Here is a 19,738-nt window from a genome sequence, read left to right on the forward strand (position 1 = left end):
GGTCATCATCCGGTGCTCACGCCCGGACAGGCGGCGCAGCACCCGCCGCGCCGCAGGAGTGCCCTTCTTCTGCAACCGGCGGCGCTGGCGGTGCCGCCGCTCGCGCAGGCTCCGGACGTGGCCGTTACCGTCGATGGTGCCGGACAGGGCAGGGCCGGGAAGCACCGCACCATCAGAGGTGACCGCCAGGTTCGCCACCCCTTGATCTACGGCGAGAAAGCCGTTGACCGGCTCACGCGTCCGGGGCTTGGGCAGAGTGAGAGTGACCTGCAGCAACCACACGCCGCGCCGGCAGATCAGGTCGGCCTCCCCCATCGGCAGCGTGTCGAGGGCTTTGAGGTCTTGCTCGCGGCCGGTGTAGGCGACGTGGACGCGGCCGGTAGGGGTCCACAGGGACACGGTGCGGGCGTCCCGGTTCCAGCTCATCAGGCGCGCGTCGTAGGGGACCGCCCCGGACGGGCGGAACACATGAGCCCGCCTCTTGGTGGCGCGGCGGTTGGCGTAGGCGCCGGCGACCCGGGCGATCGCCCGCACGGCCGCCTGCGCGCCCAATCCGGCGAACAGCCCGCGCACCGGATAGTAGGCGAGCCGGTGCAGTTCCAGCACGGTGAATGTGCGGTTCTGCCAGGCCATGCGGGAGACGACGGTGGCCGCCTGATTGCACACCTGCACCGTCGCGCTCAGGGCGTCGGCCTGAGAGCGGGTGGGCGCGAGCCGGAGCTGCACCACCGACGGCAGGCCTGCTCGCTTGGCGGTGGAGTGCCGAATCGCCATCGTGCACCTCCCGTCCCGAGAGCCTCAGCAGCCCCACATATTACCTACTGTTACCGATGCTTTCCATTCTGTTTTCGAAAGGGGATGACGCTTCCTCCCGACCCTGAAGCGCTGTGGACTCCAGACCACAATTCGGACGAACCCCTCGGCCGCGTCCGCCGAGCCGGTCGCCGCTCATGCGTTACTGTCAGCCCTTGGTCGCGCCGCCCGTGAGGCCCTTGACGAACTGCTTCTGCAGCAGCAGGTAGAAGACCAGGATCGGCAGGGTGGCCAGGAACATGAGGGCGAACATGCCGCCGAAGTCCGCGGCGTACTGGCCGAGCGACTTGTACACGCCCGTCATGATCGTCGTGCCTTCGCGCGGCCCGTAGATGATCAGCGGGTTGAGGAAGTCGTTCCAGATCCACACGCCGAGGAAGATCAGCACGCTCGCGGTGGCCGGCCGCAGCAGCGGGAAGACGACGCGCCAGAAGGTCTGCCACCGCGTCGCCCCGTCGATCGCGGCCGCCTCCTCCAGCTCGCGCGGGATCCCCTTCATGAACCCGGAGAAGACGAACACCCCGAACGGCACGTAGTAGCCGACGTTGAACAGGACGAGGCCCTGGAGCGTGGACATCAGCCCGAGCGACTTGAGCACCTGCGTGACCGGGATGAGGATGACCTGCGGCGGGATCATCAGCCCGCACAGCAGCAGCACCATGACCGCCCGCGACCACCACTGGTCGTGCCGCGCCAGGTAGTGGCCCAGCATCGCCGACAGCACCGTCAGGATGACGATCGACAGCGAGGTGACCACGACGCTGGTGCGCAGCGACGACCAGAAGAGGCTGTCGGGGTCGGTCAGTACGCGGACGAGGTTGTCCAGGGTGGGCGGCGCGGGCAGCGACATCGTGTCGCGCGCCACCTGACCGCTCGCCTTGAAGACGTTGATCAGCGCGATGTACAGCGGGATGAAGAAGACGGCGCCGATGACCAGCGCGACCAGCGGACGCACCCACGGCACGCGGGACCCCGTCATAGCTGCACCTCCCTGCGTGTCAGGATCCGCAGCGTGACCACCGACAGGACGGCGATGATGACGAGCATGACGACCGCCTCGGCGGAGGCGTAGCCGGTGCGGTTCTCCACGAACCCCTCCTGCAGGACGACGAACGCCACACTGGCCGTCGTGCCCGTGCCCGGGCCGCCGTTCGTGATGACCTTGACGTGGTCGAAGATCTTGAACGCGGAGATCAGCAGGACGACCGTGTTGATCGTCAGCGCGGGCGCCAGCAGCGGCCAGGTGACCTTCCAGAAGCGCCGCAGCGGCCCGGCCCCGTCGATCGCGGCCGCCTCGGCGAGCTCCTGCGGCACCCCCTGCAGCCCGGCCAGGTAGACCACGACGCAGAAGCCCAGCATCTGCCAGCAGACGATGGACGACAGCGAGTAGAGCGCTATGTCCGGGTCGGACAGCCACCCCGGCGGCTCGCTCACCCCCAGGGCCCGCAGCCCCTGGTTGACCGGCCCGTCGTCGGCGAGCACGCGGGTCCAGATCACGCTGATGACCACCGAGCTGATCACCATGGGCGTGAAGAAGACGCTGCGCAGCGCGTTGTAGAGCCAGCCGCGCCGGTCGAGGACGACGGCGATGGCCACGCCGAGCACGTTCGGGACGATGACCACGATCAGGGACAGGATGGTGGTGACCCGCAGCGAGTTCAGGAACGTGTCGTCCTTGAACAGCAGCGCGTAGTTGCGCAGCCCGACGAACTGCGTGTTCGGCCTGAGCAGCGCCTGGTTGGTGAGGCTGTAGCCGACGCTCATGGCGATCGGCAGCAGCACCAGGCACGTGTAGACGAGCGTGCCCGGCGCCGCGAAGGTCAGGAAGTGCCACAGGCCCGGCCGCACCGGCCGCCTGCTCCCACGGCGGGTCAGCGCGCCGGGCCTGCGATGGGTGGTGCTGACGGCCATCAGCCGCTCTTCTCCCATTCGGTGTCGAGGAACGCCAGCGTCTGGTCCGTCGTCTTCTTGCCGCTGACCAGGTCCTGCGCGGCAGACCAGAACTTGCCCTGCATGCCGGGCAGCATGGCCGCGTCGCCGGCCTCCCAGCCGAACGCCGGGACGGTCGCGTTCTGCTTGATCGCCTGCTGCCACAGGTCGTACACGGCCTTGAAGACCGGGCCGGTGCTGGACGGCGGCGTGTAACCCTTGATGGCCGGGAACAGCGCGTCGGCCTTGACCGAGGCGTCCAGGTTCTCCCTGGTGAGCTGGAAGGCCAGCGCGAACTTCTTGGCCGCGGCCATGTTCTTCGCCGTGGCGCTCACGGACAGGCCGCCGCCGGTGAACGCCGGCAGGTGCAGATTCCCGTCATCGCTGGGCCAGGCGAACACGCCGATGTCGTCCTTCATGTCCGACTGGTCGGCCGCGGCGGCGAACCAGCTGCCCATCGGGTACATCGCGCCCTTGCCGCCCAGGAACGCCTCCTGCGTCTTGGGGTAGTCCTGGCCGATCTGCCGCTTGTCGACGTAGCCCTTCGCGGCGAGATCGGCGAACTTCTGCGTGGCCGCCTTCATGACCGGGTCGCCGGCGAAGGTGACCTGGCCGGCGCGGCGCTTGGCGATCCAGTCGGGCGTCTTGGCGTACAGGTCGGTGGCCAGGATGGCGGTCCACGGCTGGGAGGTGACGAACGCCCCGCCGCTGACGAACGGCGTGATCCCGGCGGCCTTGAGCTTCTCGGCGTCGGCGAGCAGCTCGGCGTACGTCTTGGGCGGCGCCGTGATCCCGGCCTTCTTGAACAGCTTCTTGCTGTAGTAGACGTTCGGGATCGTCTGGGTGTTGGCCGGCAGCTGCAGCACCTTGCCGTTGACCGCGCCGCAGGTGGGGCAGAGGAAGTCTTTCAGCTCCTGCTCGGTCCAGGGCGCCAGGTTCGGCTCCAGGGCGATCAGGTCCTGCATGCCGATCTGCACGTCGGGCAGCTGCCCCGACGCGGCCAGCTGCTTGGCGTAGTCGTTGCGCTCCGACTCCGACGGCGCGGCGACCAGCTCCACGTCGAGGTCGGGATTGGCCTTCGTCACCAGCGCCACCTGGGCCTTCCAGTACGACTCCGGCAGGTTCGGCGAGGGGAAGACGAGGAACGTGACCTTCTGCTTACCGCTTGACGCAGGAGCGGAGGACGTGCCGGGCGTACCGCTCGAACAGGCGCTCAGCGCCAATGTGACGGCCAGTGCGAGCGCACCGGACGCGGACAGCTTGTTCATGGTGAGCTTTCTTCGGTGGTGGGGGATGGGGTGTCGTCTCCGGTCGTCCGCTGGACGACGTCGGACGGCGGGCCGTAGCGGAAGGCACGCACCCGGTAGGAGGCGTGCCGCTCCTCGGGCAGGGTGACCAGGCCGAACGCGTTGACGTCCGGCGCGAGCACGGCGGTCACCCGGTAGCCGGGCCGGCCCGCCGGCCGGTCCTCCAGCAGGAAGCCCTCCTCGTCGCGGGCCTGGTCGGCCCACCGGAACGCGACGCCGTCGGCCTGCGTCACCGTCGCTTCGAGGCCGGTGGGAGCGGCGCCTTCGCTGCCCACCGGCCGCGTCCCGGGGGACCCTCCCGGGAGCACGCGCGGCTCGGCCCAGTGGGGATCGGGCTTCGGGTACGGCCCCCCGCCGAGTGTCACGTCGACCGGCGCGGAGGCCGCGCCGTAGTAGGGCCGCAGCCGGTAGTAGAAGGTGGTGCGCGGCATCAGGTCGGGATGCGTGTACGACGTCTGTTCCGGCGGCAGGAAGCCCAGGATCGTGTACGGCCCCGCGGGCTCGGTGGCGAACTCGATCACGTGCCCGGCGGCGCCCGGATCGCGGCCCTGCCAGCGCAGCGTGATGTCGGTCGGCGACACGAGCTCGGCCTCCAGCCGGACCGGCGCCTCCTGCCGCCCCGACGGCTCCTGCCGCCCCGACGGCTCCGGCCGCGGGACCGCGCACGCGGCGGCCACCGGGACCACCAGCACCAATCCCATCAGCACCCACGCCTTCCGGGCCCTCATCGGCCCCCTACTTACGCCAGAAGCGGATGCCGCTCCACTCGACCGTGGCGGGCCCCTGGCCGCTGGCCGTCCGGTACGCGCCGAACTTGTCGTAGAAGCTGCCGCTCTCGCTCGACACCGTGTGCTTCAGCGACCCGTTGATGTAGGTGCGGTGAACGCCGCCGACCACGTGGACGGTGTTGACGCGGACCGTGGTGCCGATCGTCGCGCCCGTGGCGATCGTGTCGCCGCCGTGCACCGAGTACAGCCGGCCGCCGCGCTCGACGGCGAGCATGAAGAACGGCCCGGTCGTCTTGAACGTCTGCTTCAGGCTGATCCGGGTGCCCGGCAGGCTGGTGATCTTGAAGTAGCCCTCGAACTGGCGGGTGCCGCTGGAGTAGGTGGCGTAGCGCCGCTCGGCCCGCTGGTCGCCGCTGTCCGTCGAGCAGGTCAGCCTGAACGTCAGGTCGCTGACGTCACCGCAACCCCGCTCCTGGACGGTGAACGTGGGCGAGTACTCGGTCCAGGGCCCCGACTCGACGGGATCAGCGGAAACGGGGAGGGCGGGCAGCAGCAGCCCGACGGCCAGCGCGCTCATGATGAGTAATCGCATCGACCCTCCATTAGGAAACTTTCCTATCACGAGTCATAGGATCACTTCGCGTGTTCCTGCGTCAAGACCCTTGACCGGCTCCTGCGGCTACTGTATTCATCGGATGTCTGGAGGGGTTTGCCCATGGGACTTCGACGTACTTTCGTGGCCGCACTGATCCTCGCCGTGGTCGTGAGCCTCTGCGCGGCGCCCGCCGGCGCGGAGGTCCAGCATCCGAGGCAGCAGTGGTTACGCGACTCCACGGCCGGGCTGTTCCTGCACTGGGGCATGTTCACCGCGCCGCGCCACCTCGACTGCGCCGCCTGGGAGCGCGACGTGACGGAGGGCGGCTGGAGCCCGGACTACTGGGTGGACGAGGCCCGCAAGCTGGGCGCTTCGTACATCGTGCTGGCCACCTTCCACAGCAGGCTCGGCTACGCGCGGCCGTGGCCGTCGCAGATCCCCGGCTCGTGCGCCACCAAGCGGGACTTCCTCGGCGAGCTGGTCAGCGCCGGGAAGGCGAAGGACGTACGGGTCATCCTCTACATGACCGACGACCCGCAGTGGCACAACGAGCAGGGCGTCGAGACGCTCGACTCGGCCGCCTACTCCGCCTACAAGGGCCGGCAGGTCGACCTGACCACCCGCGCCGGATTCGGCATGTATAGCTATGACCTTTTCTTCGAGGTTATGGCGAAATATCAGGACCTGGCGGGGTTCTGGATCGACAACGACAACGAGTACTGGGAGCAGAACCACCTCTACGAGCAGATCCGCGAGAAGCGGCCGTCCTGGTTGCTGAGCAACAACAACGAGGACACCCCGATCATGGACACGGTCAGCAACGAGCAGAAGACCGGCATGACCCCGGCCTACGACTACCCGCAGGCCGCCTGGACCCCGATGCCGCGCCTCGTCGAGGCCGACTACAAGCTGCCCACGACCGGCGACTGGTGGTACGACGGCGGCACCCACCCGGTGGACTTCCGGCTCAGCACCGGCCGCTACGTCACCAACGCCGGCTCGTCGATGAAGTCGCTGATGGCCGAGACCCCGATGGTCAACGGCAGGTTCCCGCCGGAGCAGGAGGAGTTCAACGCCTTCATGGCCACGTGGGTCCCGCCGATCAGCGCGTCCCTGCGGGGCACCGAGGGCGGCGGCTACCTGTACGGGGGCATGCAGCCGGGCTTCTGGAACGACGGCGCGCACGGCGTCGTCACCGTCGAGCGCGGCGGCGCGAAGATCCAGTACGTGCACGTGGTGACCAGGCCCAGCACCGACCTGGTACGCCTGCGCGACAACGGCTACCGGGTGAGCGCGGTGAGCGACCTGCGCACCGGGGAGCGGATGCGGTTCAGCCAGTCCGGCGGCTACCTGACGATCCTCGGCATCACGAAGTGGGACGCCTACGACACCGTCTTCAAGGTCGAGACGGCCGGACGGCAGCACTTCTATGACCGGTCCGCGCTCAGGGCCACCGCCTCCTCCTCGCGTGACGGCCACCCGGCCGGGGCGCTCGTGGACGGCAGCCACGAGACCTACTGGGACAGCGCCGCGAAGCTCCCGGTCTCGGTGACGCTCGACCTCGGCAGGGTGCGCAGGGCGGCGTACCTCGCGGTCAGCCAGCGCGAGTGGTCGCCCACGTACGCCCGCGAGACGTTCGGCCGCCCCGAGGACTCCGCGCGGATCAAGGACTACCGCGTCTACGTGAGCGACGACGGCCGGCACTGGGGCCGGCCGGTCCGCACGGGCGCGATGCGCAGTGCCCGCGGCACGCAGTTCGTGGACCTCGGCGAGCGGCGCGCCCGCTACGTCAAGCTGGAGGTGCTGAACACCTGGGCCGGGCCGCAGGCGCCGCGCTTCTTCCAGGAGTTGCAGATCGACGAGATCGAGGTCGCGCACGACTACCCGGTCTCCTCCGGCGAAGCGGTGCCGCTGGAGGCCGAACGTCAGCGCCGCTCGGGCGCGGCACGGGTCGAGCCGTGTTCGGCCTGCTCCGGCGGGGCGAAGGTCGCCGGGCTCGGCGGCGGGCCGCGTAACGCGATCACCTACCGCGACGTCACGGTGGCGGCGGAGGGCGACTACCGGCTGCAGATCGACCACACCGCCGCCGCGGAGAGCGCCCTCTCGATCGGGGTCAACGGCGCCGCGCCGATCCAGGTACGGGTCCCCGGCGACAACGCGGACGTGCCGCTCTCCACGGCGCTGCCGGTGCCGCTGCGCGCCGGGGCCAACACGATCACCCTGTCCAGCGACGCGCCCAGGGGGCCGGGCATCGACCGTCTCGCCGTGGCGCCGCTGCCGCCCGCCTCGTACGTGCCCAAGACGACCATGACCGTCGAGCCGGGCGGCCTGCAGTGGGCAGGCCCGGGGCAGCAGTCGCTGAAGGTGTCGGCGAACCTCCGCCTCGACGCCGATGACGCGCTCGACCAGGTGCGGCTCGCCCTGGTCGCCCCCGCGGGCTGGACGGTCGAGGGCGATCCCGTCACGGCGGGCACGATGCGGCTCGGGCAGACGCTGGAAGGCACGTGGACGCTCACCTCGCCGCCGGGCCAGGACGTCACGCCGGCCGACATCCCGGTCACGGCCGCGTTCCAGGTGCTGGGCCGCCCGAACACGGTCACCAGGCAGGTGCGGGTCCGGCCGCGCCCCGCCGACCGGGTGTTCATGCGCGAGGCCGAGGACTCGCGCAACCAGGTCGGCAGCTCGGGCATCACGAGCTGCACGCCCTGCTCAGGCGGCCAGAAGGTACGCAACCTCGGCGGCGCCTCCGACGCCTACGTGCTGTTCGAGGACGTCGTGGTGCCGCAGGCCCGCGAGTACACGCTCTTCATCGACTTCACCGTCAACGGCGACCGGTCGTACTTCGTGACCGTCAACGGCGGGCCGCCGGTCGAGGTGAAGGTGAGCGGCGTGGGCAACAACACCCCCTACACCACGTCCGTGCCCGTCACACTGCGGGCCGGCGCCAACACCATCAAGATCTACAACGACACGGCCGCCGCCCCCGACCTCGACCGGATCTCGATCGGCTAACTGCTGAAATGAGCCGGACGCACCCCTGAGGCCGACTACGCTCCCTTAGAGCGGGATTCGTGGGGGCGGAGGGATGAGTGACGGTCAACGGGGCGGTGAACCATCAGGCGGCGGCGACGTCGGCGGCGCCTGCGGCCGGTGAGGCGGTCGGGCGGGTGCTGGGCACCCAGGCGGCCTCGCCGCTGTCGTTCTGGGTGGGGCTGGAGCCGGGCAAGGTCGTCCAGCTCGACGACGTGGTGGTGACCAGGCGCGAGGTGCCGGGCTACGGCCCGGTGCTGGTGGCCGGCGTGGTCACCACGGTGGAGGCCAGGCACGAGGGCGCCGCGTACGACTCCGACGTCTTCCTGATCGCCGACGGCGCGCTGCCGGCCGCGGTGGTCGAGGTGGCGGAGGTGCGGGTGACGAGGGTCGAGCCGGAGGTGTTCGTGCCGCCGCTGCCCGGCTCCAAGGTCTTCCTGGCCGGCGCGGGCGACCGTGAGCAGGCTCTGTACTTCGACGTGATGGACCGGCGGATCCCCCTGGGGATGGGCCGCGACGGCCAGCCGCTCTACGTCAACTTCGACTTCCTCGACGGCACCCGCGGCGCGCACGTGTCGATCTCCGGCGTGTCGGGCGTGGCCACCAAGACCTCGTTCGCGACGTTCCTGCTCTACTCGATCTTCAATTCGGGGGTGCTGGAGGGCGAGGCGGCCAACACCAAGGCGTTGATCTTCTCGGTCAAGGGCGAGGACCTGCTCTTCCTCGACCACGACAACGTCCGGCTCGACGAGCGCGCCGCCGGCGTCTACGCCCGGCTGGGGCTGCCGGCCAGGGCGTTCGGCAGCGTTCACGTGTTCGCGCCGCCCCGCCCGGGCGACCCCAACGGCGTACCGCACGTCTCGGCCCGCACCCAGGGGGTGAGCGCCTTCTACTGGACGCTGGTGGAGTTCTGCCAGGAGGAGCTGCTGCGGTTCGTGTTCGCCGACGCCGACGACGAGCGCGCCGGCTACTCGCTGCTGGTGGGGCAGGTCGCCGCCCGGCTGAAGGCGTGGGCCGAGCCGGTGGGCGACGGCGGCGCGGTCATGGTGCGCGGCATCTCCTGCCGTACGTTCGCCGACCTCGTGGAGATGCTCTCCGACCAGCTGCAGGACGAGAGCGCGCGCGGCGAGTGGAGCGGCGCGCAGACGCCGCTCGGCACGGTCAACGCCTTCCTGCGCAGGCTGCGCAGCGCGGTGCGCCCGCTCTCGCCGATCATCCGGGGCGATCTGCCCTTCTACCGCAACCACTCGGTCCGCACCTCCGACGCGCAGGTGTCGATCGTGGACCTGCACAATCTGCCCGAGCGGGCGCAGCGGTTCGTGGTGGGCGTGGTGCTGCGCGGGGAGTTCCACCGCAAGGAGTCCTCGGGCACGGCCCGGCCGCTGCTCTTCGTGGTCCTGGACGAGCTGAACAAGTACGCGCCGCGCGAGGGTGACTCGCCCATCAAGGAGATCCTGCTGGACGTGGCCGAGCGGGGCCGTTCGCTCGGCGTCATCCTCATCGGCGCCCAGCAGACGGCCTCGGAGGTGGAGCGGCGCATCGTCTCCAACAGCGCCGTACGCGTCGCGGGCCGGCTGGACCCGGCCGAGGCCGCCCGGTCCGAGTACGGCTGGCTGCCTCCGGCCGTGCGCGAACGCGCGACGATCGCCAAGCCGGGCACCATGTTCGTGGCCCAGCCGGAGATCCCGGTGCCGCTGGCCGTCGCGTTCCCCTTCCCCGCCTGGGCCACCCGGCCGGCCGAGGCCGCGACCCAGCCGGCGAAGGTCTCGGCCGATCCGTTCCAGGGCCTGCCCGGCGTCGAAGACGACATCCCGCCCTTCTGACCACAGGTGGTTTCGTGAAGATCCTGCACACCGCGGACTGGCATGTGGGCAAGGTGCTCAAGGGCCGTCCCCGCTTCGACGAGCACCGGGCCGTGCTGCGCGAGCTGGTCGCCGCCGCCCGCACGCACGACGTGGACGCCGTCATCGTGGCCGGCGACCTGTTCGACACCTCGGCGCCCACGCCCGAGGCGCAGTCGCTGGTGCTCAACGCGCTGATGGCGCTGCGCGGCGACGGCCGCGACGTGGTGGTGCTGGCCGGCAACCACGACAATCCGCAGCTGCTGGAGGTCTACCGGCCGGTGCTGGGCAAGCTCGGCCTGCACGTGATCGGCTCGTTCCGGCGCCCGGACGCGGGCGGCACGCTCGCCTTCACGGCGCGCTCGGGGGAGCCGGTGCGGCTGGCCGTGCTGCCGTTCCTGTCGCACCGGTACGTCGTACGCGCCGCCGAGGTCCTCACCGGCACCGCCTCCGACCACAACCGCGACTACGCCTCCCGCGTCGGCGAGCTGATCGGCGCGCTCACCGCGGGCTTCCACGCCGACACCGTCAACCTGGTCACCACCCACGGCACGCTCCCCGGCGGCGCGTTCGGCGGCGGTGAACGGGAGGCGCAGTCCATCTTCTCCTACTACTTCGAGCCGACCGCGTTCCCGCCCGCCACCCAGTACGCCGCGCTCGGCCACCTGCACCGCCGCCAGCAGATCCCCGGCCCGTGCCCGATCTGGTACAGCGGCTCGCCGCTCAACGTGGACTTCGGCGAGGAGGGCAACACCCCGGGCGCGCTGCTGGTCGAGGTCACCCCGGGGCGGCCCGCCGTGGTCAGCGAGCTGACGTTCGCCTCGGCCCGCCGCCTGCGTACCGTGCGCGGCACGCTGGAGCAGCTGGAGGGCATCGAGCCGGGCGACGACTGGCTGAAGGTGATCGTGGAGGAGAAACCGCGCGTCGGCCTGGCCGACGACGTGCGCGAGCTGCTGTCCGGGGCCGTCGACGTCATGCTGGATGAGAAGTTCCGGCCGGTGCCCGCCACGCGCAGGACCGGCTCGGGCGAGCGCAGCCCGCGCGAGCTGTTCCGCGACTACCTGACCGCGACAGGCCGCCACGACGAGCAGGTGGCCACGCTGTTCGACCGGCTCTACGACGAGGTGACCGGCTGATGCGCCCCCTGCTGCTGCACCTGGACCACTTCGGCAGCTTCCGCGAGCCGGTGACCGTCGACTTCTCCGACACCGAGTACTTCGCGCTGGTGGGCCCGACCGGCGCGGGCAAGAGCACGATCATCGACGCGATCTGCTTCGCCCTGTACGGCACCGTGCCGCGCTGGGGCAGGGAGAACGCCGTCGCCCACGCCCTGGCCCCGTCCGTCACCGCCGGCAAGGTGGCGATGGTGTTCGACAGCGACGGCCGGCGCTACGGCGTGGTCCGCGCGATGGTGCGCGACGCCAAGGGCGCGGTGCGCACCAAGGAGGCCAGGCTCGACGAGCTGGACGCCGCCGCGCCGCTCGGAGAGGCGTTCGACGCGGTGGTCAAGCCGGTCGCCGAGGGCGAGAACGTCACCACCGAGGCGCAGCGGGTGACCGGGCTGGAGTACCGGTTCTTCACGCAGTGCGTGGTGCTGCCGCAGGGCCGCTTCGCCGAGTTCCTGCACGCCGCGCCGCGCGAGCGGCAGGACCTGCTGGTGCAGCTGCTCGACGCCGACGTCTACGAGCGGATCAGGCAGAGCGCCGCCCGCGAGGAGGAGGCCGCCAAGCAGGCCGCCTCCTTCGCCCGCGACCAGCTCGCCAAGCTCTCCGGCGCGACGGAGGAGGCCGAACGCGAGCTGGCCGAGCGGCTGGCCGCGCTGCGGCGGCTGGCCGAGACCATCGGCGCCGACCTTGACCTGCTGCGTGCCCGCGAGGGCGACATCCGCCGCGCCGAGCAGGAGCGGGCCGCCGTGGCCGAACGCCAGTCGGTGCTCTCCCAGCTCCGCATGCCCGCCGCCGTCCCCACCCTGGCCGCGGCCCGCCGCGCCGCCGCCGAGTCGGTCGAGACGATGGCCGCCGATGTGGCCCGGCTGGAGGCCGACGAGCACGAGGCGTACGAGGCGCTGGCCGCGCTCGGCGACCGCGGCGCGCCCCGGGCGGCGCTCACGGCCCTGGACGCCCGCGAACGCCAGCAGGCCGAGGCCACCCGAGCCCGTGCCGCCGCCACGTCGGCCGCCGCGTCACTCGAGGGCCTGGCCGCCGAGCTGAGCGCCGCCGAACAGGCGCTCGCCACCGCCGAGGCGCAGCGCGAACGCCTGCGCGACGCCCACGCCGCCGCCCACCTGCTCAACCGGCTCGCCGTCGGCGAGCCGTGCCCCGTCTGCCGGCACCCGGTCGCCGAGCTGCCCCATCACGCGCCTCCCGCCGACATGCGCACTGCCGACCGCGCCCTGGCGGGCGCCCGCGAACGCGCCCAGCGCGCCGGGGCCGCCTGCGCCAAGGCCGAGACCTCGGCCTCGATGCTGGCCACGCAGGCCGCCCGGCTGGAGTCGGAGCTGGCCGCGCTCCCCGCGCCCGGCGACCGGGCCGAGCTCGAGGCGCGGCTGGCCGCCATCGCCAAGGCCGACCAGCTGGCCACCCAGGCGCGCAACGCCGTACGCGCCGCACGCGGCGGCCTCGAGCAGGCGCGGGCCGCGGCCGAACAGGTCGAGCGCCAGACCGAGAGCGCCTGGCGCACCCTGGAGGCCGCCCGCGACCGGCTGCTCGTCTCCGGAGCCCAGGACGACCCGCCGCCATCCCTCGCCCGCGAGGACCTGCACCGGGCCTGGACGGAGCTGCTCGGCTGGCGCGACCGCGCCGCCCAGGCCGCCCGCGCCGCGCTCGCCGAACGCAAGGAGCAGCTCGCCCAGGCCCGCGACCGGCTCGCCGCCGACCGCCGCAGGCTGGCCGAGCGCCTGGCCGAGCACGGCGTCGTCACGCCGCGTGACGCCTCTCCCGACCAGCTCGGCGCCGCCGTCGCCGGCTCCGTCGCCCGCGCCGACAGCGCACTCGAACGCCTCAAGGAGGAGCGCGGGCGCGCCGCCGACCTTGAGAAACAGGTCGCCCAGAAGGAGCACGAGGCCAAGGTCGCCCATGAGCTCGCCCTCCGCCTGCGCGCCAACGCCTTCGAACGCTGGCTGTGCGCCGAGGCCCTCGCCGTGCTCGTCGCCTCCGCCTCCGACACGCTGCGCGAGCTGTCCGACGGCCAGTACGAGCTCGCGCTCGCCGACAAGACCGGCGACATCGAGGTCATCGACTACGGCGAGGCCGGCATGCGGCGCAGCGCCCGCACCCTGTCCGGCGGCGAGACCTTCCAGGCCGCACTCGCCCTGGCGCTGGCCCTGTCCGGCGCGGTCGCCAGGAGGCTCGACTCGATCTTCCTGGACGAGGGCTTCGGCACCCTCGACCCCGCCACGCTCGACACCGTCGCCACCACACTCGAACGCCTCGCCGCCGGCCAGGAACGCATGATCGGCGTCGTCACGCACGTGCCCGCGCTGGCCGACCGCGTCCCGGTCCGCTTCGAGGTCAGCCGCGACGGCAAGGGCTCCCACGTACGGAAGGCGACCGTCGCACCATGACCGGCTTCACCGTCGACCCGTGGGACCCCGGCTACGCCGCCGCCCTCGCCGTCGAGAACCTCTCCGAGCTGGGCGCCACCAGCGCCGAGCTGATCCTCGACATCGAGCAGCCGGCCGCCGACTGGAAACCCGTCACGCCCGGACCTGACGCCTCCGCGCCCGAGACCCTGCTCGTCGCCGACGGCGTCCGCAGGATCGACGCCCGCGTCTGGGTCCACGATCCCGACGCGCCCATGCCGGTCCCCGGCATCGCCGCCTCCTACGCGGCCGGGATCGTCCGCTGCGGGCCGGACGGGGCCGACCTGGCGGAGATCCAGGTCAACCGGACGCTCATCTCCGCCTCCCCGTACGCGCCCGAGGTCAAGACCACGCACGCCACCTACCACCCCAGCAAGGCCGCCGACGCCTCCTTCGAGGAGCTGTCCCTGGCGCTGCAGCGGCAGGTCACCCAGCTCGAGGTGGACCTGGCCGTCCGGCACCGCAACCGCGGCGACGACCTGCTCCTGGTGGACGGGCCGCTGCGGGGGCGTACGCACCTGCCGCGCACGGTCGGCTACATCAAGACCCACCACACCGCCTACCTGCCGCCGCCCCAGTCCGCGGTGGTCGCCGCCCTCACCCCCGGCCAGCGCACCCCCGTGTTCCTCATGGGCACGAGCTGGCGGCGCCACGCCTGGTACCTGCGGCTCCCCGTCCAGTCGTCCGCGCCATGGGCGGGCGTGGCCCGCTGCGAGGCCAGTGCCGATCTCGACCCGGCCCAGGTCGTACGGCTGGCCGACTCCGTCACCCTCGCCCTGCCGCCGCTGGCGGGCGTCGACTACAAGGACCCCCGTGCCCCGCAGAACCTGATCCCGATCGGCGGCCTGGAGAAACTCCTGCGCCACCACCTGGGCGACAGCCGCCTGCTCTACCGCGCACTGCGCACGGCCGCGACCGACTAGCGAGCGGCGCTCGGGGACAGGCACTCGGCGCGGCGGCCCGCTCCTCCTCAGGGAGGGGCGGGCCGTAGGTGCGTCCGGAGCCCGTCAGCGTCACTCGACGGGCTTGTGGTGGTCGTGCTCGAAGTCCTCCTTCTCCCACCGGTCCCTGTTGAACTCGTTGTCGGAGAAGAAGTCCCTGCGGTTGTCGAAGTTGAAGCTGTTGTTGCGGTTGAAGATCTGGACGTCCGCTTCCTCGAAGTTCCGGTGGCGGTGCGGGCGGTGATGCACGATCTTCTTCTGGACGTGGACGCGCGGCGCGGCCTGCGGCGCCGGCGCCGGCGGTCCGCCGGCCTGGACGGCGGGGAAGCCCGCGCTCGCTCCGGCCACCCCCTGGCCGAAGGGAAGGAACATGAGACCGGCGACCGCGCCGGTAAGAGCTACTGCCACGAACCGCCCATGGCGTGAGGTCCGTGACCGCCGACTTTCAGTATTCACTGCTCTCGTTTCCGTTCATTGGATGGACGGCCCGAAATCCGGCAGCCGCCATTTCGGCGGAGTATTCGGATTCACCAGGCACTCAGACGGAAGCAGACATACCCATACCAGATACTCACAGTTACCTCTTAAACCCCAAACAACCCGTAAAACCTATGGGGTGTTATACAGCCATTATTTTGATGTTTAACACCATCGTCGCCCTATGGCCGGGTACGCCGGTGGTCGTTCGGGTGCATCTCGTATCGAGTCACCATTGGTTGTGGCATCTCCGCATGATTACCGTCAGTTATGGGCACAACGCTCTTCGTACCATTAATGGGCTGTCTAGCCTGAAATATGCCTATTTGTCGGGGGACTGGAGGCATCGGCCATGCGGAATGGCGGAACCATATTCGTCAGCACGTTCACCGTGGTGCTGCTCGTGACCGCAGGCTGCACCTCGGGCGGCTCCGACACGCCGCCCGGTAAGCAGCAGGGCCCGGCGGCCCAGTTGTCGATCACGCCTGCCGACGGCGCGAGGAAGGTCTCCCCGGACACCGGGATCAGCGTGAAGGTCACCGACGGCAGGATCACCAGGCTGACCGTCGCGGACGCCAAAGGACAGGAAGTCAGCGGGAGCGCGGGCACGGACGGGACCTGGCGGCCGTGGTGGCCGTTGAAGCCCTCGACGGCGTACACGGTGAAGGTGCAGGCCATCGGCACCGACGGGAATCCGGTCACGGCGCAGGCCGGGTTCACCACGCTCAAGCCGAAGCGGGTGCTGGGCAGCGGCGTGTCGCCGATGGACGGTGAGAAGGTCGGCGTCGGGATGCCGATCCAGCTCCAGCTGACGCGGCCGGTGAGCACGCGCGAGGATCGGGCCGCGGTCGAGCGGTCGCTGGAGGTGCGGATGACCAAGCCGGTCGAGGGCGCCTGGAGCTGGGTGAGCGACCGGGAGGTCCAGTTCCGGCCACGCGAGTACTGGCCGCCCGGCGAGCGGGTCACCGTGATCGCCCACCTGGCCGGCCTACGGGTCGGACGGGACATGTGGGGCGCTCAGGACCGCAGCGTGACCTTCACCGTCGGGCCCGAGCACATCACCAAGATCCGCAACTCGACCCACCAGGCGGTCGTGCGGAAGAACGGCAAGGTCGTCAAGACCATCCCGATCAGTCTCGGCAAGCCCGGCGACGAGAGCTACTCCGGCATCATGATCGCCCAGGAGAAGGCCGCGGACGTCCTCATGGACTCGGCCACCATCGGCAGGCCGGGCCTGTACTACGCGCACACCAAGTGGAACGTCAGGATGACCTACAGCGGCACGTACTTCCACGCCGCACCCTGGTCGGTCGACGCGCAGGGCAGCCGCAACGTCAGCCACGGCTGCGTGAACGCCAGCACGGCCAACGCCCACTGGTTCTACAAGTTCACGCAGCGGGGGGACATCATCAAGGTCGTGGGGACGTCGCGCAAGCTCGAGTTCGGCAACGGGCCGACGCCGTGGGCCAAGTCGTGGGAGGAATGGCTGGCGGGCAGCGCCCTCGGCACGTCGATCAACGCCTGACTCTCGTCTCCGGCCGCCAGGTGAAGCCCCGGCCCCCTGCGGGGCCGGGGCGCCGCCGTATCGAACAGGCGGATCAGCCGGCGGCGGGACGCGGGGCGCGCAGGTGGGCCCGCTGCGCCAGCTCCCCCTCGTCGACGTACGTGAGCATCGGCTGACCCGGCTCACACAGCATGAACACGACGAACCTGGTCGGCGCGTCCGACAGGGCGTTGCCGTCCTGGTAGTGGATCACGTCGCCGCCCGGCTCCCAGAACGTCTCACCGGCCTCGACCACGCGCTCCGGCTCACCCTCGAGCTCGAACCGGACCGCCCCTTCGATCACGTAGCCGAACGCCGGCCCCGAGTGGCGGTGCGGAGCAGTGCCGGGATGTCCGGGAGGCCACGTGACGAGTACGGTCATCCCCGAAGCACCTTCGGGGATGAAGGGCGGCTGGATGTCCGCCAGCATCGTGGGTCCGGACGCCGCAGGGCGCTCCTGCTGAGCGGTCGCGACGCCTGAGTTCTTCTTCGACACGGTATTACCCCTCCGTAAGCCTGCCCGGAACGGACGATCTCGCCTCCGGTGTCACACAACTACCCACATACGCGCAGGTCAGATCGGCCTGAGGGCACAGGGCCGAGGCTTTGGGCAGCCGATCCTCGGCCATTACCTGGACACCTTCAGGCTCAGGGGGCGAGGTTGATCGTGGCCGGGATGCCCTGGCGGGTCATCTTGGCGTACGGGCACAGCGCGGTGGCCTGGGCGAGCAGCGGGGTGGCCGTGTCACGGTCGACTCCGGGCCAGCTCACGACGAGGTCGGCGCGTAGCTGGTAGCCGCCGTCGGCGGGGTCGCGGCCGAAGGCGACGGACGCCTCCACGGCGATCGGTCCGGGGTCGAGGAGGTGCCGGCGGGCCAGCAGGCTGAGGGCGCCGTGGAAGCAGGCCGCGTATCCGGCGGCGAAGAGCTGCTCGGGGTTCGGGCCGGGGTTGTCGCCGCCCAGCTCCTCGGGCATCCGCAGCTCCAGGGCGAGGGCGCCGTCGGCGGAGCGGGCCCGGCCGGTGGCCCGGCCGTGGGCGGAGCTGCCGCCGCTCACGGCGACGCGCGTGACGTAGAGCGCCCTGAACGCGGAGCCGCCGTAGTCGTGCTCCGTGGACAACGCCGGGTCGTTCACCGGTACGCCTTCCGGCGGCACACGAGGCGCCTGGGGTGAGGGCACGCTGGTCATGGGCGGTGCCAGCGCTGCAGCTTGTCGGGGTTCAGCACGATCCACACTGCGGTGACCTCGGCGACGGCGACGCTCACGCCGACCACCGCCACGGCTCGGCCCGCCTGGCGCAGCACCAGTCCCGTGCGGCCGTTCACGGGCTCGACGGCCACCTCGGTGCCGGACCGGCCGGTCAGCAGAGCCGTGACGAACCGGGCGATCGCGTCCGCGCCGTAGGTGGGGTGCACGGCGGCGCGCAGTTTGCCGCCGCCGTCGCTCACGACCATCGCGTCCGCGGCCAGGACCGCCCGCAGCGCCGCTGTGTCCCCTGCCTCGCAGGCCGCCGCGAACCGGCGCGCGACACGGTCGTGTCTGGCCAGCATCGCCTGGTCCGACCTGGACTGCTGCCGGGCCGGGGCAGTGGCGGGGCCAGGCCGGGGTGCCCGAGCGGGCGCTCCGGCCGTGCCCGGTCGCGGTGTGCCGCTGGGGGCGGGGGCCGGGGCGGCGGCGAGCAGGTCCAGGCAGATGCTCCCGGCGACCCGCGTCAGCCAGGCGCGTGGCACCGCGATGCCGGCGCGCTCGTCCTCGCCGAGCGCGTACCAGCGGCGGTAGGTCTCCTGGACGATCCGGTCAGCCGTCGTCTCCGAGCCGAACATCCACAAGGCGATCTCGAGCAGATGCCGCCGTTCGTCGAGCATCTCCGCCAGCGTCCCGGCGCTCACTTCGGTCATGTCCTGCCGCCCGTCCACGGGGTCGCCCGCACGATGTCCGCTGTTCTGTCGGTGTCGGCAGTTAAGACCGGACAGCCCGTCCGGTTGTGACGCCTCCGGGGCGCCGTACCGTCTAGCCCCTGTGAGGCGGGTCGGCGTCCCCGCGGGAGCGTTCGAACGCGTCGAGTTTGGCCGGGTTGACGATCCACATGACGTGGTGGATGCCTTGCGGCGAGGCCTCGATGGTGAGGAGGGTGACGTCGGTGCGGTTGCGAGGGACGAGCACACCGGCACGCCCGTTCGCCTCGACCCACGTCAGTTCGGTGCCCGGCCAGAATCGTGGCGCGTACGCCGCGAGGAACTTCGCCACGCGGGCGCTGCCCAGCAGCGGGAACCGCGCCGCCCCTCTGATGCCGCCGCCGTCGGAGGAGCTGACGACGTCCGCGGCGAAGAGGTCTTCGAGGGCGGCGACGTTCCCCGTCTGGGCGGCGTCGAGGAAGACCTTCAGCAGGCGCCGATGCTCGATCTTGTCGATGGGCTCGTGTCGTGCGGCGGTCAGATGTCTGCGGGCGCGGCTCACGAGCTGGCGGGCATTGACCGCGCTGACCTGAAGGATGTCGGCGATCTGCGGATAGGGGTAGACGAAGGCCTCGCGCAGCACATAGGCGGCCCGTTCGGTGGGGGTGAGCCGCTCGAGCAGCAGCAGGAAGGCGAGTTCGAGGGCTTCGCCCCGTTCCGCGCCCAGCGTGGGGTCGTTGCTGGTGTCAACGGGTTCGGGGAGCCAGGGCCCGATGTAGGCTTCGCGTCGCGCGCGAGCGGACTGGGCGACGTTGATGGCCAGGCGGGTGGTGACCAGCGCCAGGAAGGCCGAGGGGTTCTCGATGGTGGAGCGGTCGGTGTTCTGCCAGCGCACCCAGACTTCCTGAAGAATGTCCTCGGCTTCCACGGCGCTGCCGAGCATCCGGTAGGCGATGCCGAACAGGCGGGGGCGCAGCTCGACGAAGGCGGAAGCAGCCTGTTCGAGTGCGGTTGCCTGGTCCAAAGATGGCGTATGCATTGGTTCCCCCGCCTTGGCGG

Annotated in this window: 16 protein-coding genes and 1 pseudogene; 6 read left to right on the forward strand and 11 right to left on the reverse strand. The window is 71.1% G+C overall.

The window, feature by feature from the left end; all coding sequences use genetic code 11:
* From AB0J64_RS50725 to AB0J64_RS50750, 6 genes and pseudogenes are all read right to left on the reverse strand, one after another.
* Positions 1 to 774 (reverse strand): annotated as a pseudogene (locus tag AB0J64_RS50725) (hypothetical protein); the annotation flags it as partial.
* A 187-nt stretch (positions 775 to 961) separates the two neighbouring features.
* Positions 962 to 1,792 (reverse strand): carbohydrate ABC transporter permease, encoded by an 831-nt coding sequence (locus tag AB0J64_RS50730; protein WP_364044428.1) that lies wholly within the window; start codon positions 1,790 to 1,792, stop codon positions 962 to 964.
* Positions 1,789 to 2,724: a sugar ABC transporter permease gene (locus AB0J64_RS50735; RefSeq protein WP_364044431.1), complete on the reverse strand. Its 936-nt coding sequence runs from the start codon at positions 2,722 to 2,724 to the stop codon at positions 1,789 to 1,791. Before AB0J64_RS50735 ends, AB0J64_RS50730 begins: the two co-directional genes overlap by 4 nt.
* Positions 2,724 to 4,010: an extracellular solute-binding protein gene (locus tag AB0J64_RS50740; protein WP_364044434.1), complete on the reverse strand. Its 1,287-nt coding sequence runs from the start codon at positions 4,008 to 4,010 to the stop codon at positions 2,724 to 2,726. The genes AB0J64_RS50735 and AB0J64_RS50740 overlap by 1 nt, the downstream gene beginning before the upstream one ends.
* Positions 4,007 to 4,777, reverse strand: a complete 771-nt coding sequence (locus AB0J64_RS50745) for a fibronectin type III domain-containing protein (RefSeq protein ID WP_364044437.1) — start codon at positions 4,775 to 4,777, stop codon at positions 4,007 to 4,009. The genes AB0J64_RS50740 and AB0J64_RS50745 overlap by 4 nt, the downstream gene beginning before the upstream one ends.
* Before the next feature lie 7 nt (positions 4,778 to 4,784).
* On the reverse strand, positions 4,785 to 5,369 hold the full coding sequence (locus AB0J64_RS50750) for a hypothetical protein (RefSeq protein WP_364044440.1): 585 nt from the start codon (positions 5,367 to 5,369) through the stop codon (positions 4,785 to 4,787).
* A gap of 123 nt (positions 5,370 to 5,492) precedes the next feature.
* Here AB0J64_RS50750 and AB0J64_RS50755 point away from each other — a divergent pair, with 123 nt between their 5' ends.
* From AB0J64_RS50755 to AB0J64_RS50775, 5 genes are all read left to right on the forward strand, one after another.
* Positions 5,493 to 8,384 carry a CBM35 domain-containing protein gene (locus tag AB0J64_RS50755; RefSeq protein WP_364044443.1) on the forward strand — a complete coding sequence of 964 codons (2,892 nt, stop codon included), beginning with the start codon at positions 5,493 to 5,495 and terminating at the stop codon, positions 8,382 to 8,384.
* Positions 8,385 to 8,461: 77 nt separating this feature from the next.
* A complete protein-coding gene (locus tag AB0J64_RS50760; RefSeq protein WP_364044446.1) occupies positions 8,462 to 10,225 on the forward strand; it encodes an ATP-binding protein in 1,764 nt (587 codons plus the stop codon).
* A gap of 14 nt (positions 10,226 to 10,239) precedes the next feature.
* Positions 10,240 to 11,379 carry an exonuclease SbcCD subunit D gene (locus AB0J64_RS50765; protein ID WP_364044449.1) on the forward strand — a complete coding sequence of 380 codons (1,140 nt, stop codon included), beginning with the start codon at positions 10,240 to 10,242 and terminating at the stop codon, positions 11,377 to 11,379.
* Positions 11,379 to 13,805, forward strand: coding sequence for an SMC family ATPase (locus AB0J64_RS50770; protein WP_364044452.1), 2,427 nt, complete (start codon positions 11,379 to 11,381; stop codon positions 13,803 to 13,805). Before AB0J64_RS50765 ends, AB0J64_RS50770 begins: the two co-directional genes overlap by 1 nt.
* Positions 13,802 to 14,746 (forward strand): hypothetical protein, encoded by a 945-nt coding sequence (locus tag AB0J64_RS50775; RefSeq protein ID WP_364044455.1) that lies wholly within the window; start codon positions 13,802 to 13,804, stop codon positions 14,744 to 14,746. Before AB0J64_RS50770 ends, AB0J64_RS50775 begins: the two co-directional genes overlap by 4 nt.
* A gap of 90 nt (positions 14,747 to 14,836) precedes the next feature.
* On the opposite strand, the gene AB0J64_RS50780 is transcribed toward AB0J64_RS50775, so the two are convergent.
* Positions 14,837 to 15,172, reverse strand: coding sequence for a hypothetical protein (locus tag AB0J64_RS50780; RefSeq protein WP_364044458.1), 336 nt, complete (start codon positions 15,170 to 15,172; stop codon positions 14,837 to 14,839).
* 421 nt (positions 15,173 to 15,593) lie between these two features.
* Here AB0J64_RS50780 and AB0J64_RS50785 point away from each other — a divergent pair, with 421 nt between their 5' ends.
* The gene (locus AB0J64_RS50785) at positions 15,594 to 16,766 is read left to right on the forward strand and encodes an Ig-like domain-containing protein (protein WP_364044460.1); all 1,173 of its coding nucleotides are present in this window, start codon (positions 15,594 to 15,596) and stop codon (positions 16,764 to 16,766) included.
* A gap of 73 nt (positions 16,767 to 16,839) precedes the next feature.
* Here the strand turns inward: AB0J64_RS50785 and AB0J64_RS50790 are convergent, their stop codons facing one another.
* The 4 genes from AB0J64_RS50790 to AB0J64_RS50805 all read right to left on the reverse strand — a co-directional run bounded on the left by AB0J64_RS50790 (position 16,840) and on the right by AB0J64_RS50805 (position 19,703).
* The gene (locus AB0J64_RS50790) at positions 16,840 to 17,280 is read right to left on the reverse strand and encodes a cupin domain-containing protein (RefSeq protein ID WP_364044463.1); all 441 of its coding nucleotides are present in this window, start codon (positions 17,278 to 17,280) and stop codon (positions 16,840 to 16,842) included.
* A 152-nt stretch (positions 17,281 to 17,432) separates the two neighbouring features.
* Positions 17,433 to 17,918, reverse strand: a complete 486-nt coding sequence (locus AB0J64_RS50795) for an Ohr family peroxiredoxin (protein WP_364044466.1) — start codon at positions 17,916 to 17,918, stop codon at positions 17,433 to 17,435.
* A 50-nt stretch (positions 17,919 to 17,968) separates the two neighbouring features.
* Positions 17,969 to 18,682 (reverse strand): hypothetical protein, encoded by a 714-nt coding sequence (locus AB0J64_RS50800; protein WP_364044469.1) that lies wholly within the window; start codon positions 18,680 to 18,682, stop codon positions 17,969 to 17,971.
* 112 nt (positions 18,683 to 18,794) lie between these two features.
* Positions 18,795 to 19,703, reverse strand: a complete 909-nt coding sequence (locus AB0J64_RS50805) for an RNA polymerase sigma-70 factor (RefSeq protein WP_364044472.1) — start codon at positions 19,701 to 19,703, stop codon at positions 18,795 to 18,797.
* Positions 19,704 to 19,738 lie beyond the last annotated feature (35 nt).

The organism is Nonomuraea sp. NPDC049695 (assembly GCF_040674955.1).
Lineage (GTDB): Bacteria > Actinomycetota > Actinomycetes > Streptosporangiales > Streptosporangiaceae > Nonomuraea > Nonomuraea helvata.